15 protein-coding genes are annotated in these 17,019 nt (G+C 72.8%); 4 read left to right on the top strand and 11 right to left on the bottom strand.

Features of this window, described 5'->3' with window-relative positions; all coding sequences use genetic code 11:
- Window positions 1-9: 9 nt before the first annotated feature.
- Window positions 10-513 (bottom strand): YbjN domain-containing protein, encoded by a 504-nt coding sequence (locus AB4K12_RS23025; RefSeq protein ID WP_368435997.1) that lies wholly within the window; start codon window positions 511-513, stop codon window positions 10-12.
- Window positions 506-1,867: a D-inositol-3-phosphate glycosyltransferase gene (gene mshA / locus AB4K12_RS23030; protein WP_368435998.1), complete on the bottom strand. Its 1,362-nt coding sequence runs from the start codon at window positions 1,865-1,867 to the stop codon at window positions 506-508. Before mshA ends, AB4K12_RS23025 begins: the two co-directional genes overlap by 8 nt.
- 246 nt (window positions 1,868-2,113) lie before the next feature.
- Between mshA and AB4K12_RS23035 the strand changes: the two genes are divergently transcribed.
- Window positions 2,114-2,911, top strand: a complete 798-nt coding sequence (locus AB4K12_RS23035) for a class I SAM-dependent methyltransferase (protein WP_368435999.1) — start codon at window positions 2,114-2,116, stop codon at window positions 2,909-2,911.
- Between the two features lie 40 nt (window positions 2,912-2,951).
- Here AB4K12_RS23035 and AB4K12_RS23040 read toward each other — a convergent pair whose 3' ends face one another.
- From AB4K12_RS23040 to mshD, 7 genes are all read right to left on the bottom strand, one after another.
- The gene (locus tag AB4K12_RS23040) at window positions 2,952-3,386 is read right to left on the bottom strand and encodes an NUDIX hydrolase (RefSeq protein ID WP_368436000.1); all 435 of its coding nucleotides are present in this window, start codon (window positions 3,384-3,386) and stop codon (window positions 2,952-2,954) included.
- On the bottom strand, window positions 3,383-4,555 hold the full coding sequence (locus AB4K12_RS23045) for a CHAD domain-containing protein (RefSeq protein ID WP_368436001.1): 1,173 nt from the start codon (window positions 4,553-4,555) through the stop codon (window positions 3,383-3,385). Before AB4K12_RS23045 ends, AB4K12_RS23040 begins: the two co-directional genes overlap by 4 nt.
- A complete protein-coding gene (locus AB4K12_RS23050) occupies window positions 4,515-6,752 on the bottom strand; it encodes an RNA degradosome polyphosphate kinase (protein ID WP_368436002.1) in 2,238 nt (745 codons plus the stop codon). Before AB4K12_RS23050 ends, AB4K12_RS23045 begins: the two co-directional genes overlap by 41 nt.
- A gap of 353 nt (window positions 6,753-7,105) precedes the next feature.
- The gene (locus tag AB4K12_RS23055) at window positions 7,106-8,164 is read right to left on the bottom strand and encodes a hypothetical protein (RefSeq protein ID WP_368436003.1); all 1,059 of its coding nucleotides are present in this window, start codon (window positions 8,162-8,164) and stop codon (window positions 7,106-7,108) included.
- Window positions 8,161-9,102, bottom strand: coding sequence for an ABC transporter ATP-binding protein (locus tag AB4K12_RS23060; protein ID WP_368436004.1), 942 nt, complete (start codon window positions 9,100-9,102; stop codon window positions 8,161-8,163). Before AB4K12_RS23060 ends, AB4K12_RS23055 begins: the two co-directional genes overlap by 4 nt.
- Entirely contained in the window at window positions 9,099-9,527 is a 429-nt protein-coding gene (locus AB4K12_RS23065) for a GntR family transcriptional regulator (RefSeq protein WP_368436005.1), read from the bottom strand. The genes AB4K12_RS23060 and AB4K12_RS23065 overlap by 4 nt, the downstream gene beginning before the upstream one ends.
- 161 nt (window positions 9,528-9,688) lie before the next feature.
- Window positions 9,689-10,612 (bottom strand): mycothiol synthase, encoded by a 924-nt coding sequence (gene mshD, locus AB4K12_RS23070; protein WP_368436006.1) that lies wholly within the window; start codon window positions 10,610-10,612, stop codon window positions 9,689-9,691.
- A gap of 148 nt (window positions 10,613-10,760) precedes the next feature.
- Between mshD and AB4K12_RS23075 the strand changes: the two genes are divergently transcribed.
- Complete coding sequence (locus tag AB4K12_RS23075; protein WP_368436007.1) at window positions 10,761-12,581, top strand: bifunctional UDP-sugar hydrolase/5'-nucleotidase; 1,821 nt, start codon at window positions 10,761-10,763, stop codon at window positions 12,579-12,581.
- Window positions 12,582-12,642: 61 nt separating this feature from the next.
- Here the strand turns inward: AB4K12_RS23075 and AB4K12_RS23080 are convergent, their stop codons facing one another.
- Window positions 12,643-15,306, bottom strand: coding sequence for a hypothetical protein (locus AB4K12_RS23080; protein ID WP_368436008.1), 2,664 nt, complete (start codon window positions 15,304-15,306; stop codon window positions 12,643-12,645).
- Between the two features lie 164 nt (window positions 15,307-15,470).
- Between AB4K12_RS23080 and AB4K12_RS23085 the strand changes: the two genes are divergently transcribed.
- Together AB4K12_RS23085 and AB4K12_RS23090 are read left to right on the top strand one after the other, a co-directional pair.
- Window positions 15,471-15,671, top strand: a complete 201-nt coding sequence (locus AB4K12_RS23085) for a hypothetical protein (protein ID WP_368436009.1) — start codon at window positions 15,471-15,473, stop codon at window positions 15,669-15,671.
- A gap of 78 nt (window positions 15,672-15,749) precedes the next feature.
- A complete protein-coding gene (locus AB4K12_RS23090) occupies window positions 15,750-16,292 on the top strand; it encodes an N-acetyltransferase family protein (RefSeq protein WP_368436010.1) in 543 nt (180 codons plus the stop codon).
- Between the two features lie 42 nt (window positions 16,293-16,334).
- On the opposite strand, the gene AB4K12_RS23095 is transcribed toward AB4K12_RS23090, so the two are convergent.
- Window positions 16,335-16,976: a TetR/AcrR family transcriptional regulator gene (locus AB4K12_RS23095; protein WP_086573128.1), complete on the bottom strand. Its 642-nt coding sequence runs from the start codon at window positions 16,974-16,976 to the stop codon at window positions 16,335-16,337.
- Window positions 16,977-17,019: the final 43 nt, after the last annotated feature.

Consider the following 17,019-nt stretch of genomic DNA (forward strand, 5'->3'; position numbering starts at 1 on the left):
GCGACGGGCCTACGCCCCGTCGCCCTCCTCGCGCGTCAGGCGCGCGAAGGCGTCCAGGTTGCGCGTCGACTCGCCGCGCGCCGTACGCCACGCGTACTCCTTGCGGATCGCGCTCGCGAAGCCCATCTCCAGCAGGGTGTTGAAGCTGCCGTCCGCGTGCTCGAGCACCTGGCCCAGGATCCGGTCGATCTCCGGCGCGGTCACCGCGGCCAGCGGCAGACGGCCCACCAGGTAGATGTCACCGAGCCGGTCGACGGCGTAGGCCAGGCCGTAGAGCCTGGTGTTGCGCTCCAGCAGCCAGCGGTGCACCGCCTCGTGGTTCTCGTCGGGCCGGCGCACGACGAAGGCGTTGACGGACAACGAGTGCTTGCCGACGACCAGGGAGACGGTCGTCGAGAGCTTGCGCGTGCCGGGGAGCTTCACGACGTACGTGCCGTCGGCACCGGCCGGGCTCTCCCACTCGAGCCCCGCCTCCTCCAGCGCGTGCTCGATGGTGGTCTTCGCGTCAGACATGAGCCGAGCGTAGGCGACGCCGCCGCTCGGCCATCGCCGCGGTGTACACCTCGGCCGTCCCGGCGGCCGCCGTGTCCCAGCCGAAGGAGCGCGCGTGCCGGGCGGCCGCGTCGCCCATCCGGTCCACGAGACCGGGCTCGTCGGCGAAGCGGCCGAGGGCGGTCGCGTAGTCGGCGGGGTCGTGCCCCTCGACGAGGAAGCCGCTCACCCCGTCCCGCACGGCCACGGGCAGGCCGCCGACGGCCGCCGCGACGACCGGCGTGCCGCAGGCCTGCGCCTCGGCCGCCACCAGCCCGAAGGACTCGCTGTGGGAGGGCATCACCAGCACGGACGCGGCCCGGTACCAGTCGGCGAGCCGCTCCTGGCCGACCGGCGGGCGGAAGCGGACGACGTCGGCGATGCCGAGCCGGGCGGCCAGCTTCTGCAGGCCCTCGGGCCTGGCGAGGCCGCTGCCGCTGGGGCCGCCGACGACGGGCACCACCATCCGCGCGCGCAGCTCGGGCCGCCGGTCCAGCAGCTCGGCCGTCGCGCGCAGCAGCACGTCGGGGGCCTTGAGGGGCTGGATGCGGCCGGCGAACAGGGGGATCAGGGCGTCGGCCGGCAGCCCGAGCCGCTCGCGGGCGGCGGCGCGGCCGTCGGCGGGACGGAAGCGGTCGAGGTTCACGCCGGGGTGCACCACGGCGACCCGGGCGGGGTCGGCCTGGTAGTGGTGGACGAGCTCGGCGGCCTCGCCGTCGGTGTTGGCGATGAGCCGGTCGGAGGCGCGGACGATCTGGGTCTCGCCGATCACCCGGGCGGTGGGCTCGGGGGTGTCGCCCTCGGCGAGGGCGGCGTTCTTGACCTTGGCCATGGTGTGCATGGCGTGGACGAGCGGCACGCCCCAGCGCTCGGCGGCGAGCCAGCCGACGTGGCCCGAGAGCCAGTAGTGCGAGTGCACGAGGTCGTAGTAACCGGGCCGGTGGCCGGCCCAGGCCCGCATCACGCCGTGCGTGAAGGCGCACAGCTGGGCGGGCAGCTCCTCCTTGGCCAGCCCCTCGTACGGGCCCGCGTCGATGTGCCGCACGAGCACGCCGGGGGCCAGCTCCACGGTGGGCGGGAGGGCGCCGGTGGTGGCGCGGGTGAAGATCTCGACCTCGATGTCGATCGCGGCGAGCCGCTTCGCCAGCTCCACGATGTACACGTTCATGCCGCCCGCGTCGCCCGTACCGGGCTGGTGCAGGGGCGAGGTGTGGACGCTGAGCATCGCCACCCGCCGAGGGCGGCGGTGACCGCCCAGACGCAGCAGCTGGGGCTTGGGGAAGGGGCCGAGCGTACGGCCGCGGCGGGCGCCGAGCCGGGTTGCGTACTGGCTCACCGTGCGTATCCTCCGTCCACCGTCGAGGGCTCTTCCGCCCCTGGGGACGTGCTCTGGCCGTGCTGCGTGCTGGGTACTGCCTGCTCTCCACCCTGCCAACACGACGAGGGCGGGTGCCATTTCCACTTTGCCAAAGCGTGATGAAGCCCGGCGCACCGGCCGCCCCTACGGCCCTCCCGGCGGCCCTCCCGGCGGAGGCCGTCCGGCGCGACGAGGGGCCGTCCGGAGGCCCGGTACGGTGTTCGCATGATGTCCGTCCGGTCCCGCCCGATCGGTTCCGCCACCCGGGGGACCACCAACCCCAACCGGCTCCGTCGCATGGACCGCTGGATCGCCGCCGCCCACGCGGGCGTGCTGCGACGGGCGGCCGACCCGGTCGCCGTGGACCTCGGGTACGGCGCCGCGCCCTGGACGGCCGTCGAGCTGCTCGGGCGGCTGCGGACCGTCCGGCCGGACGCCGAGGTCGTGGGTGTCGAGATCGACCCGGCCCGGGTCGCGGCGGCCAAGCCCTACGAGCGGGACGGCCTGTCCTTCGCGCACGGCGGCTTCGAGGTACCGCTGCCGGCCGGTCGGCGACCGCTGCTGATCCGGGCCGCGAACGTCCTGCGGCAGTACGACGAGGACCAGGTCGAGGAGGTCTGGGCGCGGCTGTGCGCGCGCCTGGCACCGGGCGGCCTGGTCGTCGAGGGCACCTGCGACGAGATCGGCCGCCGCCACGTATGGGTGGCGCTCGGCCCGGAGGGCCCCCGCACCCTGACCTTCGCGGCACGCCTGGGCTCCCTCGGCACCCCCTCCGACCTGGCCGAACGCCTGCCGAAGGCGCTCATCCACCGCAACGTCCCCGGCGAGCCCGTGCACGCCTTCCTGCGCGACTTCGACCGGGCGTGGGCGGCGCTGGCCCCCTACGGGGCGCTCAGCGCGCGGCAGCGGTGGATACGGACGGCCGCCACGCTGCGGACCGACTGGCCCGTCGTGGACGGCCCCCACCGGTGGCGCCAGGGGGAGCTGACCCTCCGCTGGGACGCGCTGGCGCCCAGAAGCTGAGGCCGGGGACCAGGCGGGAGCGCCGGGGCCGGGCGAGGGCTCAGCCCAGCTCGGCCAGCAGCGCGTCGACCAGCGGCCGGTCCCGGTCGTGGGTGAGCCGCAGCCGCGCGTCGGCCGGCGGCAGCCACACCACCTCGTCCACCTCCTTGTTCGGGGCGAACGCCCCGCCCACCGCCTCCGCCAGCCAGTAGTGGACCTCCTTCGGCCGCCCGTCCACCATGTACCGCGACGTCTCCAGGGCCGCCCCCGGCACGCACCGCATGCCGGTCTCCTCCAGCACCTCCCGCACCGCGCCCCGCAAGGGGTCCTCGCCGCGCTTGAGCTTGCCTTTCGGCCAGGACCAGTCGTCGTACTTCGGCCGGTGCACCAGTGCCACCTCGACCGGGTGCCGCTCGCCGCGCCGCCACAGCACGCACCCCGCCGCGCGCACCACGTCGCCGCCCGGCCCGGGCGGCTCGCGCCGTCGTCCGTTCACGGCGTCACCCGCTGCCAGATCCGCCCGAAGGCGTAGCGCGCCGACTCCACCTCGTGCCGCTGGTCGGCGTGCAGCACGCCGAGGGCGTACGCGGTGGCGGGGGCGATGCGCGGGGTGCGGGCGGCGGACGCCGCGGCCGCGGCCGCCTCGGCGGCGTCGCGGTGCCGGTCCAGCGCCTGCCCCGCGCCCAGCAGCCGTACCGACAGCGAGGGCTCCGCCTCGCCCTGCTCGTGCTCGTCGAGCACCTCCTGGGCGTAGCGGCGCAGCCGTACCAGCCGTCGGGCCTGGTGCCAGGGCGCGTCCTGGCGGGACTCGGCGGGCGGCGAGTCGGCGGCCCGCGTCGCCGCCAGGCCGTGCGCGAGCGCCTCCGCGTTGTACGGCCGGCCGGCCACCCCCAACGGCAGCGTCTCCACGGCGTCGGTCAGCCGCCGGTGCGTCTGCTCGACCAGGCAGGGCAGCGCCTCCCGGGCGAGCAGGTCCCGGGCCGCCGGGTCCAGCGGCACCTCGGAGGCCAGCACGGCGACCGCGTCGGCCAGGGCGTGGAAGCGGGAGGATCCCAGGGCCTGCAGGGCCGCCGAGTGGGAGCGGGTACGGGCCAGGCTGAGCTGCCGGTCGAGCAGGGCTCCGGCCCGGGCAGCCCCCACCGTCAGCGATCCGGTGCCCTCCGGCTCCCCCTCCGCCCGCGACAGCCGGTGCAGCGCGCCCCGCAGCCGCGCGAGCCGCGCCGCGTAAGCGTGCTCGTGACCCAGCACGCCGGTCAGCCACACCAGTTCGGTGCGGAGCTGGTCCGTCCACGCGGTGTCGGTGAGCGGGCGGTAGACCTGCAGCACCCCGGCGACGCGGCGCGCGGAGCGGCGCAGCAGCCGGGCGGCCTCGCCGGCGTCCTCCGCGTCCGCGCCGCTCTCCGCGTGCAGCCGCAGGCTGCGCAGGAAGTCCGTCGCCTGCCCGTGCAGATATCCCGCGAGCACGTCCCCGGCGGTCGCCGTGCCCACGGCCACGGACACGGACACGGACACGGGTACCCCCACCGGCCCGGCCGGACCGGACGGATTCGTCATCATCATTTCCTGCCCCCCAGCGGCAGCGGCCGGTACGGCGACCGTAACCGGCGCGTCATGAACCGGCGGGTCATGAGGTCGCTGAGCCACGCCGGCGCCTCCGGGCGTCAATGAGCATCTCCTGCACGTTCCGCAGCGGCTGCCCGTCGGCGTCCGTGGCGTGCCGCGTCCAGTTGCCGTCCGGGCCCAGGTGCCAGGAGGCGGTGCTGTCGGACACCCCGAGCTCCAGCAGCTTGCTGAGCGAGGAGCGGTGCGCGGGGTCGGTGACCCGCACCAGCGCCTCGATGCGCCGGTCGAGGTTGCGGTGCATCATGTCCGCGCTGCCCAGCCACACTTCGGGCTCGCCGCCGTTGCCGAAGGCGAAGACGCGCGAGTGCTCCAGGAACCGTCCCAGCACGCTGCGCACCCGGATCTTCTCCGACAGCCCCGGCACGCCCGGCCGCAGCGCGCAGATGCCGCGCACCCAGATGTCCACCGGCACCCCGGCCCGCGCCGCGCGGTACAGGGCGTCGATCACGGCCTCGTCCACCATCGAGTTGACCTTGACGCGCACGTAGGCGGGCCGCCCGGCCCGGTGGTGCGCGACCTCTTTGGCTATCCGGGAGACCAGCCCGTCGCGCAGCGACCGGGGCGCGACCAGCAGCCGCCGGTAGGTCTCGCGCCGCGAGTAGCCGGAGAGCCGGTTGAACAGGTCGGAGAGGTCGGCGCCCACCTGCGCGTCGGCGGTCAGCAGGCCGAAGTCCTCGTAGAGCCGGGCCGTCTTGGGGTGGTAGTTGCCCGTGCCGACGTGGGAGTAGCGGCGCAGCGTCTCGCCCTCTTGCCGCACCACCAGCGACAGCTTGCAGTGCGTCTTGAGGCCCACCAGTCCGTAGACCACGTGACAGCCGGCCTCCTCGAGCTTGCGGGCCCACTTGATGTTGGCCTGCTCGTCGAAGCGCGCCTTGATCTCGACGAGGACGAGGACCTGCTTGCCGGATTCGGCGGCGTCTATCAGCGCGTCGACGATCGGCGAGTCGCCCGAGGTGCGGTACAGCGTCTGCTTGATCGCCAGTACGTCCGGGTCGGCCGCGGCCTGCTCGAGGAAGGCCTGCACGGAGGTGGAGAAGGAGTCGTAGGGATGGTGCAGCAGCACGTCCCGCTCCCGCAGCGCCGCGAAGATGTCCGGCGCGGAGGCGGACTCGACCTCGGCGAGGTCACGGTGCGTTCCGGCCACGAACTTGGGGTACTTGAGCTCGGGCCGGTCCAGCGAGCCGATGGCGAAGAGCGCGGTGAGGTCGAGCGGCCCGGGCAGCGGGTAGACCTCGGCGTCGGAGATCTTCAGCTCGCGCACCAGCAGGTCCAGGACGTACGGGTCGATGGTCTCCTCGACCTCCAGCCGCACGGGCGGGCCGAAGCGGCGGCGCATGAGCTCCTTCTCCAGGGCCTGCAGGAGGTTCTCGGCGTCGTCCTCCTCGACCTCGAGGTCCTCGTTGCGCGTCACCCGGAACATGTGGTGCGCGAGCACCTCCATGCCGGGGAAGAGCTCCTCGAGATGCGCCGCGATGACGTCCTCCAGCGGGACGAACCGCTGCGGGGAGGTCTCCAGGAAGCGCGGCAACACCGGCGGCACCTTCACGCGCGCGAAGTGGTCGTGCCCGCTGACCGGGTTGCGCACGACGACCGCGAGGTTGAGCGAGAGCCCGGAGATGTACGGGAAGGGGTGGGCCGGGTCGACGGCCAGCGGCGTCAGCACGGGGAAGATCTGCTGCCGGAACAGCGTGAAGAGCCGGCCCTGCTCCTTGTCGGTCAGCTCGGGCCAGCGAATCAGGTGGATGCCCTCCTCGGCGAGCTCGGGGGCGACGTCCTGGTGGTAGCAGGCGGCGTGCCGGGCCATGAGCTCGCGGGAGCGGGTCCAGATCAGCTCCAGCACCTCGCGCGGCTGCAGCCCGGAGGCGGAGCGGGTGGCGACGCCGGTGGCGATGCGGCGCTTGAGTCCGGCGACGCGGACCATGAAGAACTCGTCGAGGTTGCTGGCGAAGATCGCCAGGAAGTTGGCCCGCTCGAGGAGGGGGGTCGCCGGGTCCTCGGCCAGCTCCAGCACCCGCTCGTTGAAGGCCAGCCAGCTGCGCTCGCGGTCCAGGAAGCGCCCCTCGGGCAGCGCCTCGGCTGGCCGGTCCTCCCCCGGGGCCGCGCTCTTGAGTTCGTACGCGTCCAGCTCGTCCCCCAGCTGTGGCACGCCCGCCACGACAGCCGCGTTCGGCCGGTGGGCCGCGATGAACCCTACCGAGTCGGTGTTGTCGTGCGCACGTGCGCCGGACGACCGGTCCATGTCTTCATTGTTCCGCGCCGCGGGCCGCACCGGCGCGTCGGGCGAGAACGCGGGGGCGGCGCGAAGCCGTCGTTCGGTCGCGCGAGACGTTGCGGGCTGCATTGGGCAAGGCTCGCAACCGAGGTTGAATCACGGGTAACGCGCACGTGACGTGGAGGAATCGTCGGACGGGCGGACGGGCCGGACGCGGGCCCCCAGAGGCCCGTTCCGGCGACCGGGCGGGCTGCGGCGCCCCCGGAGGCCCGTGCGGCGCGCCAGGGGCCCTCCAGCGCCTCAAAGGCCTCCAGCACCTCAGGCCCGTCCGGCGCGCCAGGGGCCCGTCCAGCGCGCGTTCACGGGCGCGTGCGGGCGCCTCAGGGGTACGTCCGGCGGATCAGCCACATCGCGGCTCCCGCCGCCAGCGCGGCGAGCGCCAGCGCGATCGCGGCCTCCGTCCATTGCAGGGTCCACAGGTGCGAGGACGGGTGGTAGTCGAGATACCACCCCGTGGCGTCGTGCTGCTCGGCGCACCGCTGGGGGCTCACGCCCACCTTGCAGTCCGGCTCGGGAACGCGGCCTCCCGACCGGGCGATCAGGCCGCGCTCGAGGATCCAGGCATCCCCCTTGATCAGGCCCGGCATCTCCGGGGAGAGCTCGGTGACCGGGCCGGTCAGCCGGGGCCGCAGCGACTCCAGGCCCCCCGCCAGCACGAGGTACGTCACGAGCGTGCCGCCCATGGCCGCCAGGGTGCGCTTGAGCGCCAGCCCCACCAGCGCGCCCACGGTCAGCGCGAGCAGCGCGTGGGCGACGGGGACGGCCCCGAGCATGTCGTACGACCGGGACCACCACTCCTCCGGCAGCGTCCGCGCGGGCACGGCCCGCCAGGTCCAGGTGTAGGCGGCGGACAGCAGCGAGAGCCCGGCCAGCGCGGCCACGGCCGGCACCGCCATCCTGACCGCGAGCCAGCGCCCCGGCGAGACGGACTGGGTCCAGGCGAGCCGGTACGTACCGCTCTCCATCTCCCGCCCGATCATGGGTCCGGCGACGAACAGCCCGACCAGCAGCGGCAGCAACTCGACGAACAGGCCGATGAAGTGCAGCGGATCGCCGAAGTCGGCGCGGAAGGTGTTGACGGCGTCGTTCGAGAAGCCGCAGCCCGACTCCTCGGCGCAGGCGGCCTCGAGGCCGTGGGAGCGGACGTAGCCGGTGATCGCCGCCCGCAGGAACCCCAGCGTCACCAGGAGTGCGACCAGCACGCCCAGGGCGGTCCACGCCGTGGCGCGGTGCCGACGCAGCGTCAGCCGGACGAGCCCGGCCGTCCCGGAGCCCCCGTCGCCGCCGGTGCCCGTCCGTACGCCCGGGGAGGACTCGCCCGGGGACTCGCCCGGGGACTCGCCCGGGGAGGACGCGCCCGGTTCGGCCGCCGCCCTCATGCCGCCCACCTCGAGACCGGCATGCGCGGCTCGGCGCTCGGCGCGAGGAGCGCGGGGGCCCCGGGCGCGCGCAGATGGCCGAGGAGCAGCTCCTCCAGGGACGGTTCGGTGATCTCCCACGTGCCGCTGATGGGGCCCTCGGGGCGTATGAGCGCGGTGAGCTGACGGCCCGTCGTGCGCGCCTCGACGATCGTGTGCGCGGCGAACTCCCGTGGTGTGCCGACGTCCTCGTAGCGGCCCATGACGAGCCGGTGCACGGAGATGAGGTCCTCGACCTCGCCCGCGAGCCGGACGCGCCCGTCGGCTATCAGCAGCAGGTAGTCGCAGACGCCCTCGAGCTCGCTGAGGATGTGCGAGGCGATGACGACGGTGGTGGCGCGCTCGGCGGCCTCGGCCATCAGGGCGGCCATCATCCCGTGCCGCACGAGCGGGTCGAGGTCGCTCATCGGCTCGTCCAGCAGGAGCAGTTCGGGCCGCTTGCCGAAGGCGAGGGCCAGGGCCACGCACGTGCGCTGGCCGCCGGAGAGGGTGCCCACGCGCGCGTCGGGCGAGAGGTCCCCCTGGCGCACCAGCCGCTCGGCGACGGCCTGGTCCCAACGGCCGGGGTTCAGGGCGGCGCCCATGCGCAGGGTCTCGGCGATCGTGAAGTGCGGGTAGAGCGGCTTGTCCTGGGCGACGTAGGCGACGCGGGGGCGGACGGCGGGGTCGCCCGGGGCCCCGCCGAGGACGCGCAGTCGGCCTCCGGAGGAGCGGCGCAGCCCGGCCGCGAGGGTGAGCAGGGTGGACTTGCCCGCGCCGTTGGGGCCCACCAGGGCGCACACCCGGCCGGCCGGTACCCGGAACGTGCATTCGCGCAGCGCCTCGCGCCGCCGGTGCCTCGCCCGCAGCCCGACCGCCTCCAGGGCGGTCCGGTCGGGGAGGAAGGTCAGTTCGTTCATGCAGTCCCCTCAGTCGCATGGTGGTCCGCCGGCGCGTGGTCCCCGAAGGTCTCGGCCAGGACGGCGGCGGCCAGCGCGGCCACGTCCTCCCGGTCGAGCCCGGCCGCGCGGGCGCGTGTCATCCAGTCGGCCAGCTCGGCGCGCAGCGGGGAGTCGGCGGCCGCGCCCGGGCGTGCCAGCGACTTCCGTACGAACGTTCCCAGTCCGGGACGCGCCTCGACCAGACCCGCGCGGTCCAGCTCGCGGTAGGCCTTCAGGACGGTGTTGGGGTTGATGGCGGTGGCCGCGACGACCTCTTTGGCGGTGGGCAGCTTGTCGCCGGGGGCGAGCAGGCCCAGGCGCAGGGCCTGCTCGACCTGGTGCACGATCTGGAGGTAGGTGGCGACTCCACTGCGCCGGTCGATGCGGAACTCGACCACGCACATCACCCTTTCACTACTTGACTAGTGAAAGGGTGATGGAGGGGGGATGGGCCTGTCAATCAGCGTCCGCGGCGCGCCCCTTCGGCCCGGGGCGCGCCGCTTCGGCCCGGGGCGCGCCGCTTCGGCCCGGCGCGCGGAGTCAGCTCTCGGCCCGGGGCGGAGGCTCAGCTCTCGGTCCGGTACATCAGGTCCGTCTCGTGCGTCGTGAAGCCCAGCCGCTCGTAGACGCTGACGGCCGCGGAGTTGTCGGCGTCGACGTAGAGCATCGCCGTCGGCAGTCCCTTGTCCGCCAGATGCCGCAGCCCGATCGTGGTCAGCGCCTTGCCGAGGCCGCCGCCCTGGGCGCCGGGCCGCACGCCCAGCACGTAGACCTCGCCCAGGCCCTCGTCCGCGTGCACCTTCGTCCAGTGGAACCCGACGATCTCCCCGCCCTTCTCGGCCAGGAAGAAGCCGTCCGCGTCGAACCAGCCCTCCGCCTTGCGGTCGTCGAGGTCCCGCTGCGTGAGCGACCCCTGCTCCGGGTGGTGCGCGAACGCGGCCGCGTTCACCGCCAGCCACGCCTCGTCGTCCTCGCCGGGCCGGAACGCCCGTACGGTCACGCCCTCGGGCAGCGCCGGCTCGGGCAGCGCCAGGTCCGTCAACGGCCTGCGCATCTGGCGCAGCTCACGGAACAGGCTCAGCCCGAGCACCTGCGCCAGGTGCCGGGCGGCCGGGTGACCGCCGTGCGCCCACACCCGCAGCCGCTTGCCGGACTCGGTCAGCAGGGCGTTGCCCAGCGCCCGCCCGTGCCCGTGCCCCCGGTGGTCGGGGTGCACCACGAGCTCGCCGGCCGGCGCCTCCACCGGGTCGTTCGCCTCCAGCTGGCCGTACCCCACCAGCTCCTTGTCCATGGCGCGCAGCAGGACGTGCAGCACGCCCGCGCGCCGCCCCTTGAGCTGCAGGCGCCCCTGCTCCGAGACGGCCGGCTGCCCGTCCGCGGCGGCGGCCTCGCCGATCAGGCGCAGCACGTCCTCCGCCTGTCCGGGCGCCAGCTCCTCCAGCACCTCGATGCGCCGCTGTCCGCTCACGTCGTTCACCACGTCACTCATGAGGCGAGCCTACGACCTGTCCGCGGCAGGGGATGCGGCACAAGTCACCCTTCCTTTACCTCACCCCTCCTGCCGGGCTACGCGCGTCAACCGTATGCTGCGCCCGACCTGATACACCCCCAGCACATTGACCGAAAAAGGGGAACACATGCCCGCGAAGCCGCCGCCGCGCAAGCGCAGCACCATCAGACGGCTGACCGCCACCACCGCCGTGCTCGCCGCCACCGCCGGCGTCCTGACCGCCGGAACGGCCCCGGCCGGCGCCTCGGACGCGTACGGAAAGCGCCACGGCCGCACGGTGGACGTGCAGCTGCTCTCCTTCAACGACCTGCACGGCAACCTCGAGCCCCCGCAGGGCTCCTCCGGCACCGTGACCGAGAAGCAGGCCGACGGCACGACGAAGGTCATACCCGCGGGCGGCGTCGAGTACCTCGCCAACTCGCTGCGCACGGCCCGCAAGGGCCACGAGTACTCCATCACCGCGGCGGCCGGCGACATGATCGGCGCGAGCCCCCTGATGACCGGTCTCTTCCACGACGAGCCGACCATCGAGGCCCTCAACAAGATCAAGCTGGACGCGACCTCCGTCGGCAACCACGAGTTCGACGAGGGCCGCGCCGAACTGCTGCGCATGCAGCGCGGCGGCTGCCACCCCAAGGAGGGCTGCTTCGAGAAGGGCAAGACCTTCAAGGGCGCCGACTTCCCCTACCTCGCCGCGAACGTCGTCGACGAGAAGACCGGCAAGCCGATCCTCAAGCCGTACACGATCTGGCAGCACAAGGGCGTGAAGATCGGCATCATCGGTCTCACCCTCGAGGGCACCCCCGACGTCGTCACGGCCGAGGGCGTCAAGGGCCTGAAGTTCCGCGACGAGGTCGAGACGATCGACAAGTACGCCAAGGAGCTCGACCGCCAGGGCGTGAAGTCGATCGTCACCCTCGTCCACGAGGGCGGCATGCCGGCGTCCGGCTCGTACAACTACGACTGCGACACCCCCGGCGCCGGCGCGGGCATCTCCGGCCCGATCGTCGAGATCGCCAAGAAGGTCACGCCCAAGGTGGACGCCTTCATCACCGGCCACACCCACCAGGCCTACGCCTGCACCATCCCCGACCCGTCGGGCGCCCCGCGCACGGTGACCTCGGCCGCCTCCTTCGGTCGCCTCTACACCGACACCACGCTGACGTACGACCGTCGCACCAAGGACATCGTCCGCACCAGCGTCAAGGGCCCCCGCGCCACCAACCACGTCGTGAACCGCGAGCAGCCCAAGGCCGCGGACATGACCCGCCTCATCGACCGCTGGAAGACCCTCGCGGCCCCCGTCGCCAACAAGCCCGTCGGCTACATCAGCGCCGACATCAACGGCCGCGGCTCCGAGGACTACGAGAAGCCGCTCGGCGACGTCATCACCGACGCCCAGCTCGAGGCCCTCGCCCCGAAGGACAAGGGCGGCGCCCAGATCGCCTTCATGAACCCCGGCGGCATCCGCTCCGACCTCGCCCACAAGGCCTCCGGCAACGAGGGCGACGGCGTGGTGACCTACGGCGAGGCCTTCACGGTCCAGCCCTTCACCAACCTCATGCAGCTCAAGGACCTCACCGGCGCCCAGGTCATCGCCGTCCTGCAGCAGCAGGTCAGCGGCCCCAACGAGCCCAGCCCCAAGATCCTGCAGGTCAGCAAGGGCCTGACCTACACCCTTGACCTGACGAAGAAGGGCGCCGACCGCGTCGTCGCCTCCTCCGTCAAGCTGAACGGCACCCCCATCGACCCGGCCAAGACCTACCGCGTCGCGGGCAACGAGTTCCTGATGGGCGGCGGCGACGGCTTCCCCGCCTTCAAGGAGGGCACCAACAAGCTCGTCGCGGCCTCTGACCTCGACGTCTTCGTCGCCTACCTGCAGGCCCACTCCTCCAAGGAGTCCCCGCTGGCCCCGCCGAAGGCGGAGCGCATCACGGTGGTGAAGTAGCACCAAGTAGCGCCGTGAGGTGCCCGCTCGCCGCGCGCGCGGCGAGCGGGCACCTCACGGTTCAGGAGGCGGTGAGGCCGTACGCGGCCCACCGCGGCCTCCGGAGGTCCTTCAGCGCCCGGTGAAGGACCAGGGGGTCCTTGTCCGGGTCGAGCTGGTCGTCCAGAGCGCGCCATGCGCATTCGTAGTCCCGGCACACCACCTGCCAGGCCGCCCGCCGCGTCGGCAGCCGGGAGACGGCCTGGTCCTTCCTGACGGCGGCGTACCACTCCTCGCTGCGCCGGATCGGGGAGAGCTCGGGCGCCCAGGACCTGTCCCCGTCCACGGGCTCCAGGTCCCATCTCACGTATTCCAGGCGCCGCTCCGTCGCCTCACTGGCGGTCCGGACGCGTTCCTTGCTCCCGACCGGGGCGACCCATGCGGCCTCGTCCAGGAGGTCGTCCAGTTCGGGCAGACCGGGCGGCAGACCGTGCCGGACCGACAGGTCGGCAGCCGCGATGTCCCGCAGCACCCGCAACAGTCTCTCCCGGTCACGCCAGTCGTTGCCCCCGTTCTTGACGACCTGGTAGACGCACTCCCAGGCCTCGCGGTCGCCGCTGAACCACTGGGCCACCGTGTCCTCTCCGCTGAGCAGCTGATTCCCCCTGTCGCGCCAGGTGTGCTCCATGACCCGTGCCGCGTTCTGGAGAAGCCGACGGTGATAGGCCCTGAGTTCGGCCGGCACGGAGTGCTGCGGACGGTGGCGATCGGGAAAGGCGTGGGGGTAGGTCTCACGCTCGAACCGAATGAATCGCGGATGAGGGCGCAGTGCGTTCAGGTCGGGGTCCTGGATCAGCAGCCACGACCGCTTGAGGGAGTACGAACCGCTCCCGCCCGTTCTCGCCGCGTCCTCGAGTTCCCCCACCGCCAGGGCCGCGAGCCGATCGGCTTCCTGCGAGAAGTCCGGGTGGCTCATGGCGGCGGCGTAGACGCAGGCCGCGTTGTAGCTGTCCTGCCACGGCCTGCGGGGGCGCGGGAGTCGCCGCTTCACCCAGTGGGGTATCGGCCGGTCGAGGACGTGCTGGACACGCTGGTCGAGCCTGCGCGCGTCGCCGATCCACGACGGCGCCGGTGGCATCGCCGCCAGGGGCACGTTCTCCCCGTCCGGGCCGCTGGGCCCATCCCTGTCGGAATCCGCCCAGGACAGCCGCAGAGGCGCCAACACCTTGACGTTGAGCCGGAGCGAGGCCCGGGTGAGGGTTCCCCGGGAGCGCGCGCCCACGAAGGGGAGCAACGTGGCCCAGGGCGAGTCCCGGGCGAGCTGTCGCATCTCCTCGAGGCAGGCGCGCTGGAAGATGAGGCGTACGAGCCATATCTTCCGCTCCTTCTGGAGGGCTTCCATCAGCCAGGCCGTGATCCTTTCCCTTTCGGTCGCCTCCGTCCGGCCGCTGGTCCACCCCTTGAAGGCCCGCCAGTAGCGGTCGGCGAAGGCCGGCGCCATCGCGGCGCGGATCTGGTCACGGGCGCAGGCCCGCCGTGGGAAGTGGCCGTTGTCCGAAGAACTCACGCACCACTGCCGGGCGGTCTGTTCGCCGACACCGAGGACGACGGCGTAGCGGTACCGGACCTCCAACAGGCCTTTGCTCCACCACCGGTACCGTCTCCGGAAGAATCGCCGGGGGTCGCCGTATCTCATCGCCAGACGCGCTTCCCGCTGCCGATTCGTGCACCCGTCCAACAACATCGCGCCGTAGTACGTCTCGAGAGCGTCGAGGTGCAACCAGAGCTTCTCCTGTATGCCCGCGATCTGAGTGCGCAGGTACAGGTTCGAGGGGTCGAGCCGGAGAGCGGTGTAATAGCGGTCCAGGGCGTCGTCGAACTTCCGTTCCCTGCTGAGGCGACGCCCCTCCTGATAGGCGGCGAACAACTCGGGATCCAGGTCCCGCCCGTGCCACTCCTGCCAGGGCGGCCGTCTGCCCGCCCGTGTCACGGGCACGATCGCGGCCATGACCCAGTTCCCGCCCGACCTCACCACGTCGTCCCACGTATCGCCCCACAGCGTCTCCGTGCGGCTGCCCCGCATGGCATAGGACGTGACCGTGATGGTCATCCCGCAGCGCGGCTCGCCGGCCCGGGCCCGCAACACCCCGCGCACCGTGTAGGCGACCTTGGGCCGAAGCCGGCTGAAGAGCCGGAGCAGACTCGTGCCGAACTTCTTCGGTTCGAGGTCCACGTCCCCGAGCAGGTCGATGAAGTTCTCGGCGGGGGTTTCGGCAGGCAGGGCGCTCGGCGGATAGAGGTTGGTCTCCGAGAGATATTTGCGCAGCTGGGCGGTCAACCCCTCGAGTTCCTGCTCGACTTCCGGGCTGGACGCGACGAGCTTCTGCACATCGACCGGACCGGGCCGGTACGCGTTGCGGGCGAGCATCCACCGACGCCAGAACACGAACGTGAGCAGGAGGAGCAGCAGACAGCCGAGGCGCACGCTCAGCGGCGCCCCGTCCTTGCTGGTGGTCACCAGGCGCGCCACCCCGGCGACGCACTGCATCACGAACGCGAAAAGCCCCTCGAAAGGCCCCCACCAGTCACCCGTGACGTGCCAGGCGGGCTTCCGCATCCCGACGGCGTGCACCGCGAGCAACAACGCCAGTGCCGCGAGCCCCGTCAGAACCGCCGTCCGCTTCACATGCGGAACCGGCAGCAACGAAGCCTCGGTGGCGGCGTGTCTCTCCGGCCGAGAGGACATGTCGACCCCCAACTCACCCGGGTCGACCGCTCGGGTCGTCACTTCCAGTCTTCTACGGATCCCCGCCCCGGCAAGTCGGCTGCGGCGGGGCGCGTGGGGGTGCGGGGTGGCGCTCGTGCGCGGAGGAGGCTTGGGAGGGGTTCCACGCCGGTAGAGAGCACCGCATGAAACTCTTCCACCGCGCCCTGACCACCCTCACCGCGACCGCCCTGCTCTGCGTGGCCGGCGCCATGCTGGCGGCACCGGCCCAGGCCGACGTCGACCTGCACCTGGTCCTGGTGGACGCCCACGCCGACGGCACCATCGATCTCGACGTGGCGGGGAGCCGGGTGATCTCGATTCCGGACCCGGTGGATCTCGGATGACCGCCCGCGATGCCCGACACGTACGTGTAACAGGCTCCCGGTAGCGTCCAGCGCCAGGTCCAGGGCAAGGGAGCACCGATGCGCGACAGCACCGACAGCACCACGGCGATACGGGTCCGGCCGGGGGCGCACGACGACCTCGTCGCCCTCACCGGCATCTACAACCACTACGTGGTCCACACGCCCGTCACCTTCGACATCGCCCCCGTCGACGTCGACGCCCGCCGCGCATGGCTGGACGCCCACCCCGCGACCGGCCGCCACCGGCTCCTGGTCGCCGAGGAGGCCGGCACGGTCCTCGGCTACGCCACGAGCGGCCCCTTCCGCGACAAGCAGGCCTACGAGACCTCGGTCGAGACCAGCGTCTACCTCGCCCCCGGCCATACGGGCCGAGGCCTCGGCGGTCTGCTCTACGACGCCCTTTTCGAGGCCCTCGCCACCGAGGACGTCCACCGGGCGTACGCCGGCATCACCCAGCCCAACGCGGCGTCCATGCGACTGCACGAACGATTCGGTTTCCGCCCGGCCGGGGTGATGGAGCAGGTCGGGCGGAAGTTCGGCGCGTTCTGGGACGTGGCCTGGCTGGAGAAGCGGCTCGGCCGGCCGGAACCGGGCAGGTAGCCGGAACCGGGCGGGATCAGGGTCGTTCCGGCCTCGGACGGATCACTCGGCCCGGGTGGCGTAGTGGGCGAGGGACGGCTCGAGGAGCCCGAAGACCCGGGCGGCGTCCGCGGCGACGTGGACGGCGATCCGGGCGTTGTCGCACCCGGCGAGGGTGAGTTCCTGGATCCGCTGGAACAGGACCCGGTGAGCGGCGCCGAGTTGGGCCGCCGCGGCCCTGGGGACGATGTCGCCGGGGTCGGCGCCGGTGGCGGCCGCCAGGGCCTGGGCGAGGGCTTCCTCGCGTTGGTCGTGGAGGTCGCGAACCCGTGCCGTGAGGGTCGGGCTGTCGGCGATCATGCGGGAGAAGTCGGGGCCGGCGAAGCCCGCGACGGGGTCCTGGTCCTGGACGGCGCCGTCGAAGGCTCGGCGCAGCGAGTCCAGTGCCGATTCGCCGGGGTCGCGGTCGGCGACGGCCTGGGCCAGGCTCGTCACGAACTCCTCGTGGTGGTCGAGGGCCAGGTCCTCCTTGCGCGGGAAGTAGTTGGTGACGGTCTTCTTCGCGACCCGGGCGGCGGCGGCGATCTCGGCGATGGTGGTGCTCTCGAAGCCCTGCTCGATGAAGAGCCTGGTCGCGTGAGCGGAGATCGACTGCCTGGTCTCCTGCTTCTTGGACTCCCGGAGGCCCATGGGTTCGCTGCGCATGGAGAAATCTTACATCCGACGTATCTTTTCGCTTGACGCACTC

It is taken from the genome of Streptomyces sp. C36 (genome assembly GCF_040932295.1).
In the GTDB taxonomy this organism is placed as follows: Bacteria; Actinomycetota; Actinomycetes; order Streptomycetales; family Streptomycetaceae; genus Streptomyces; species Streptomyces triculaminicus.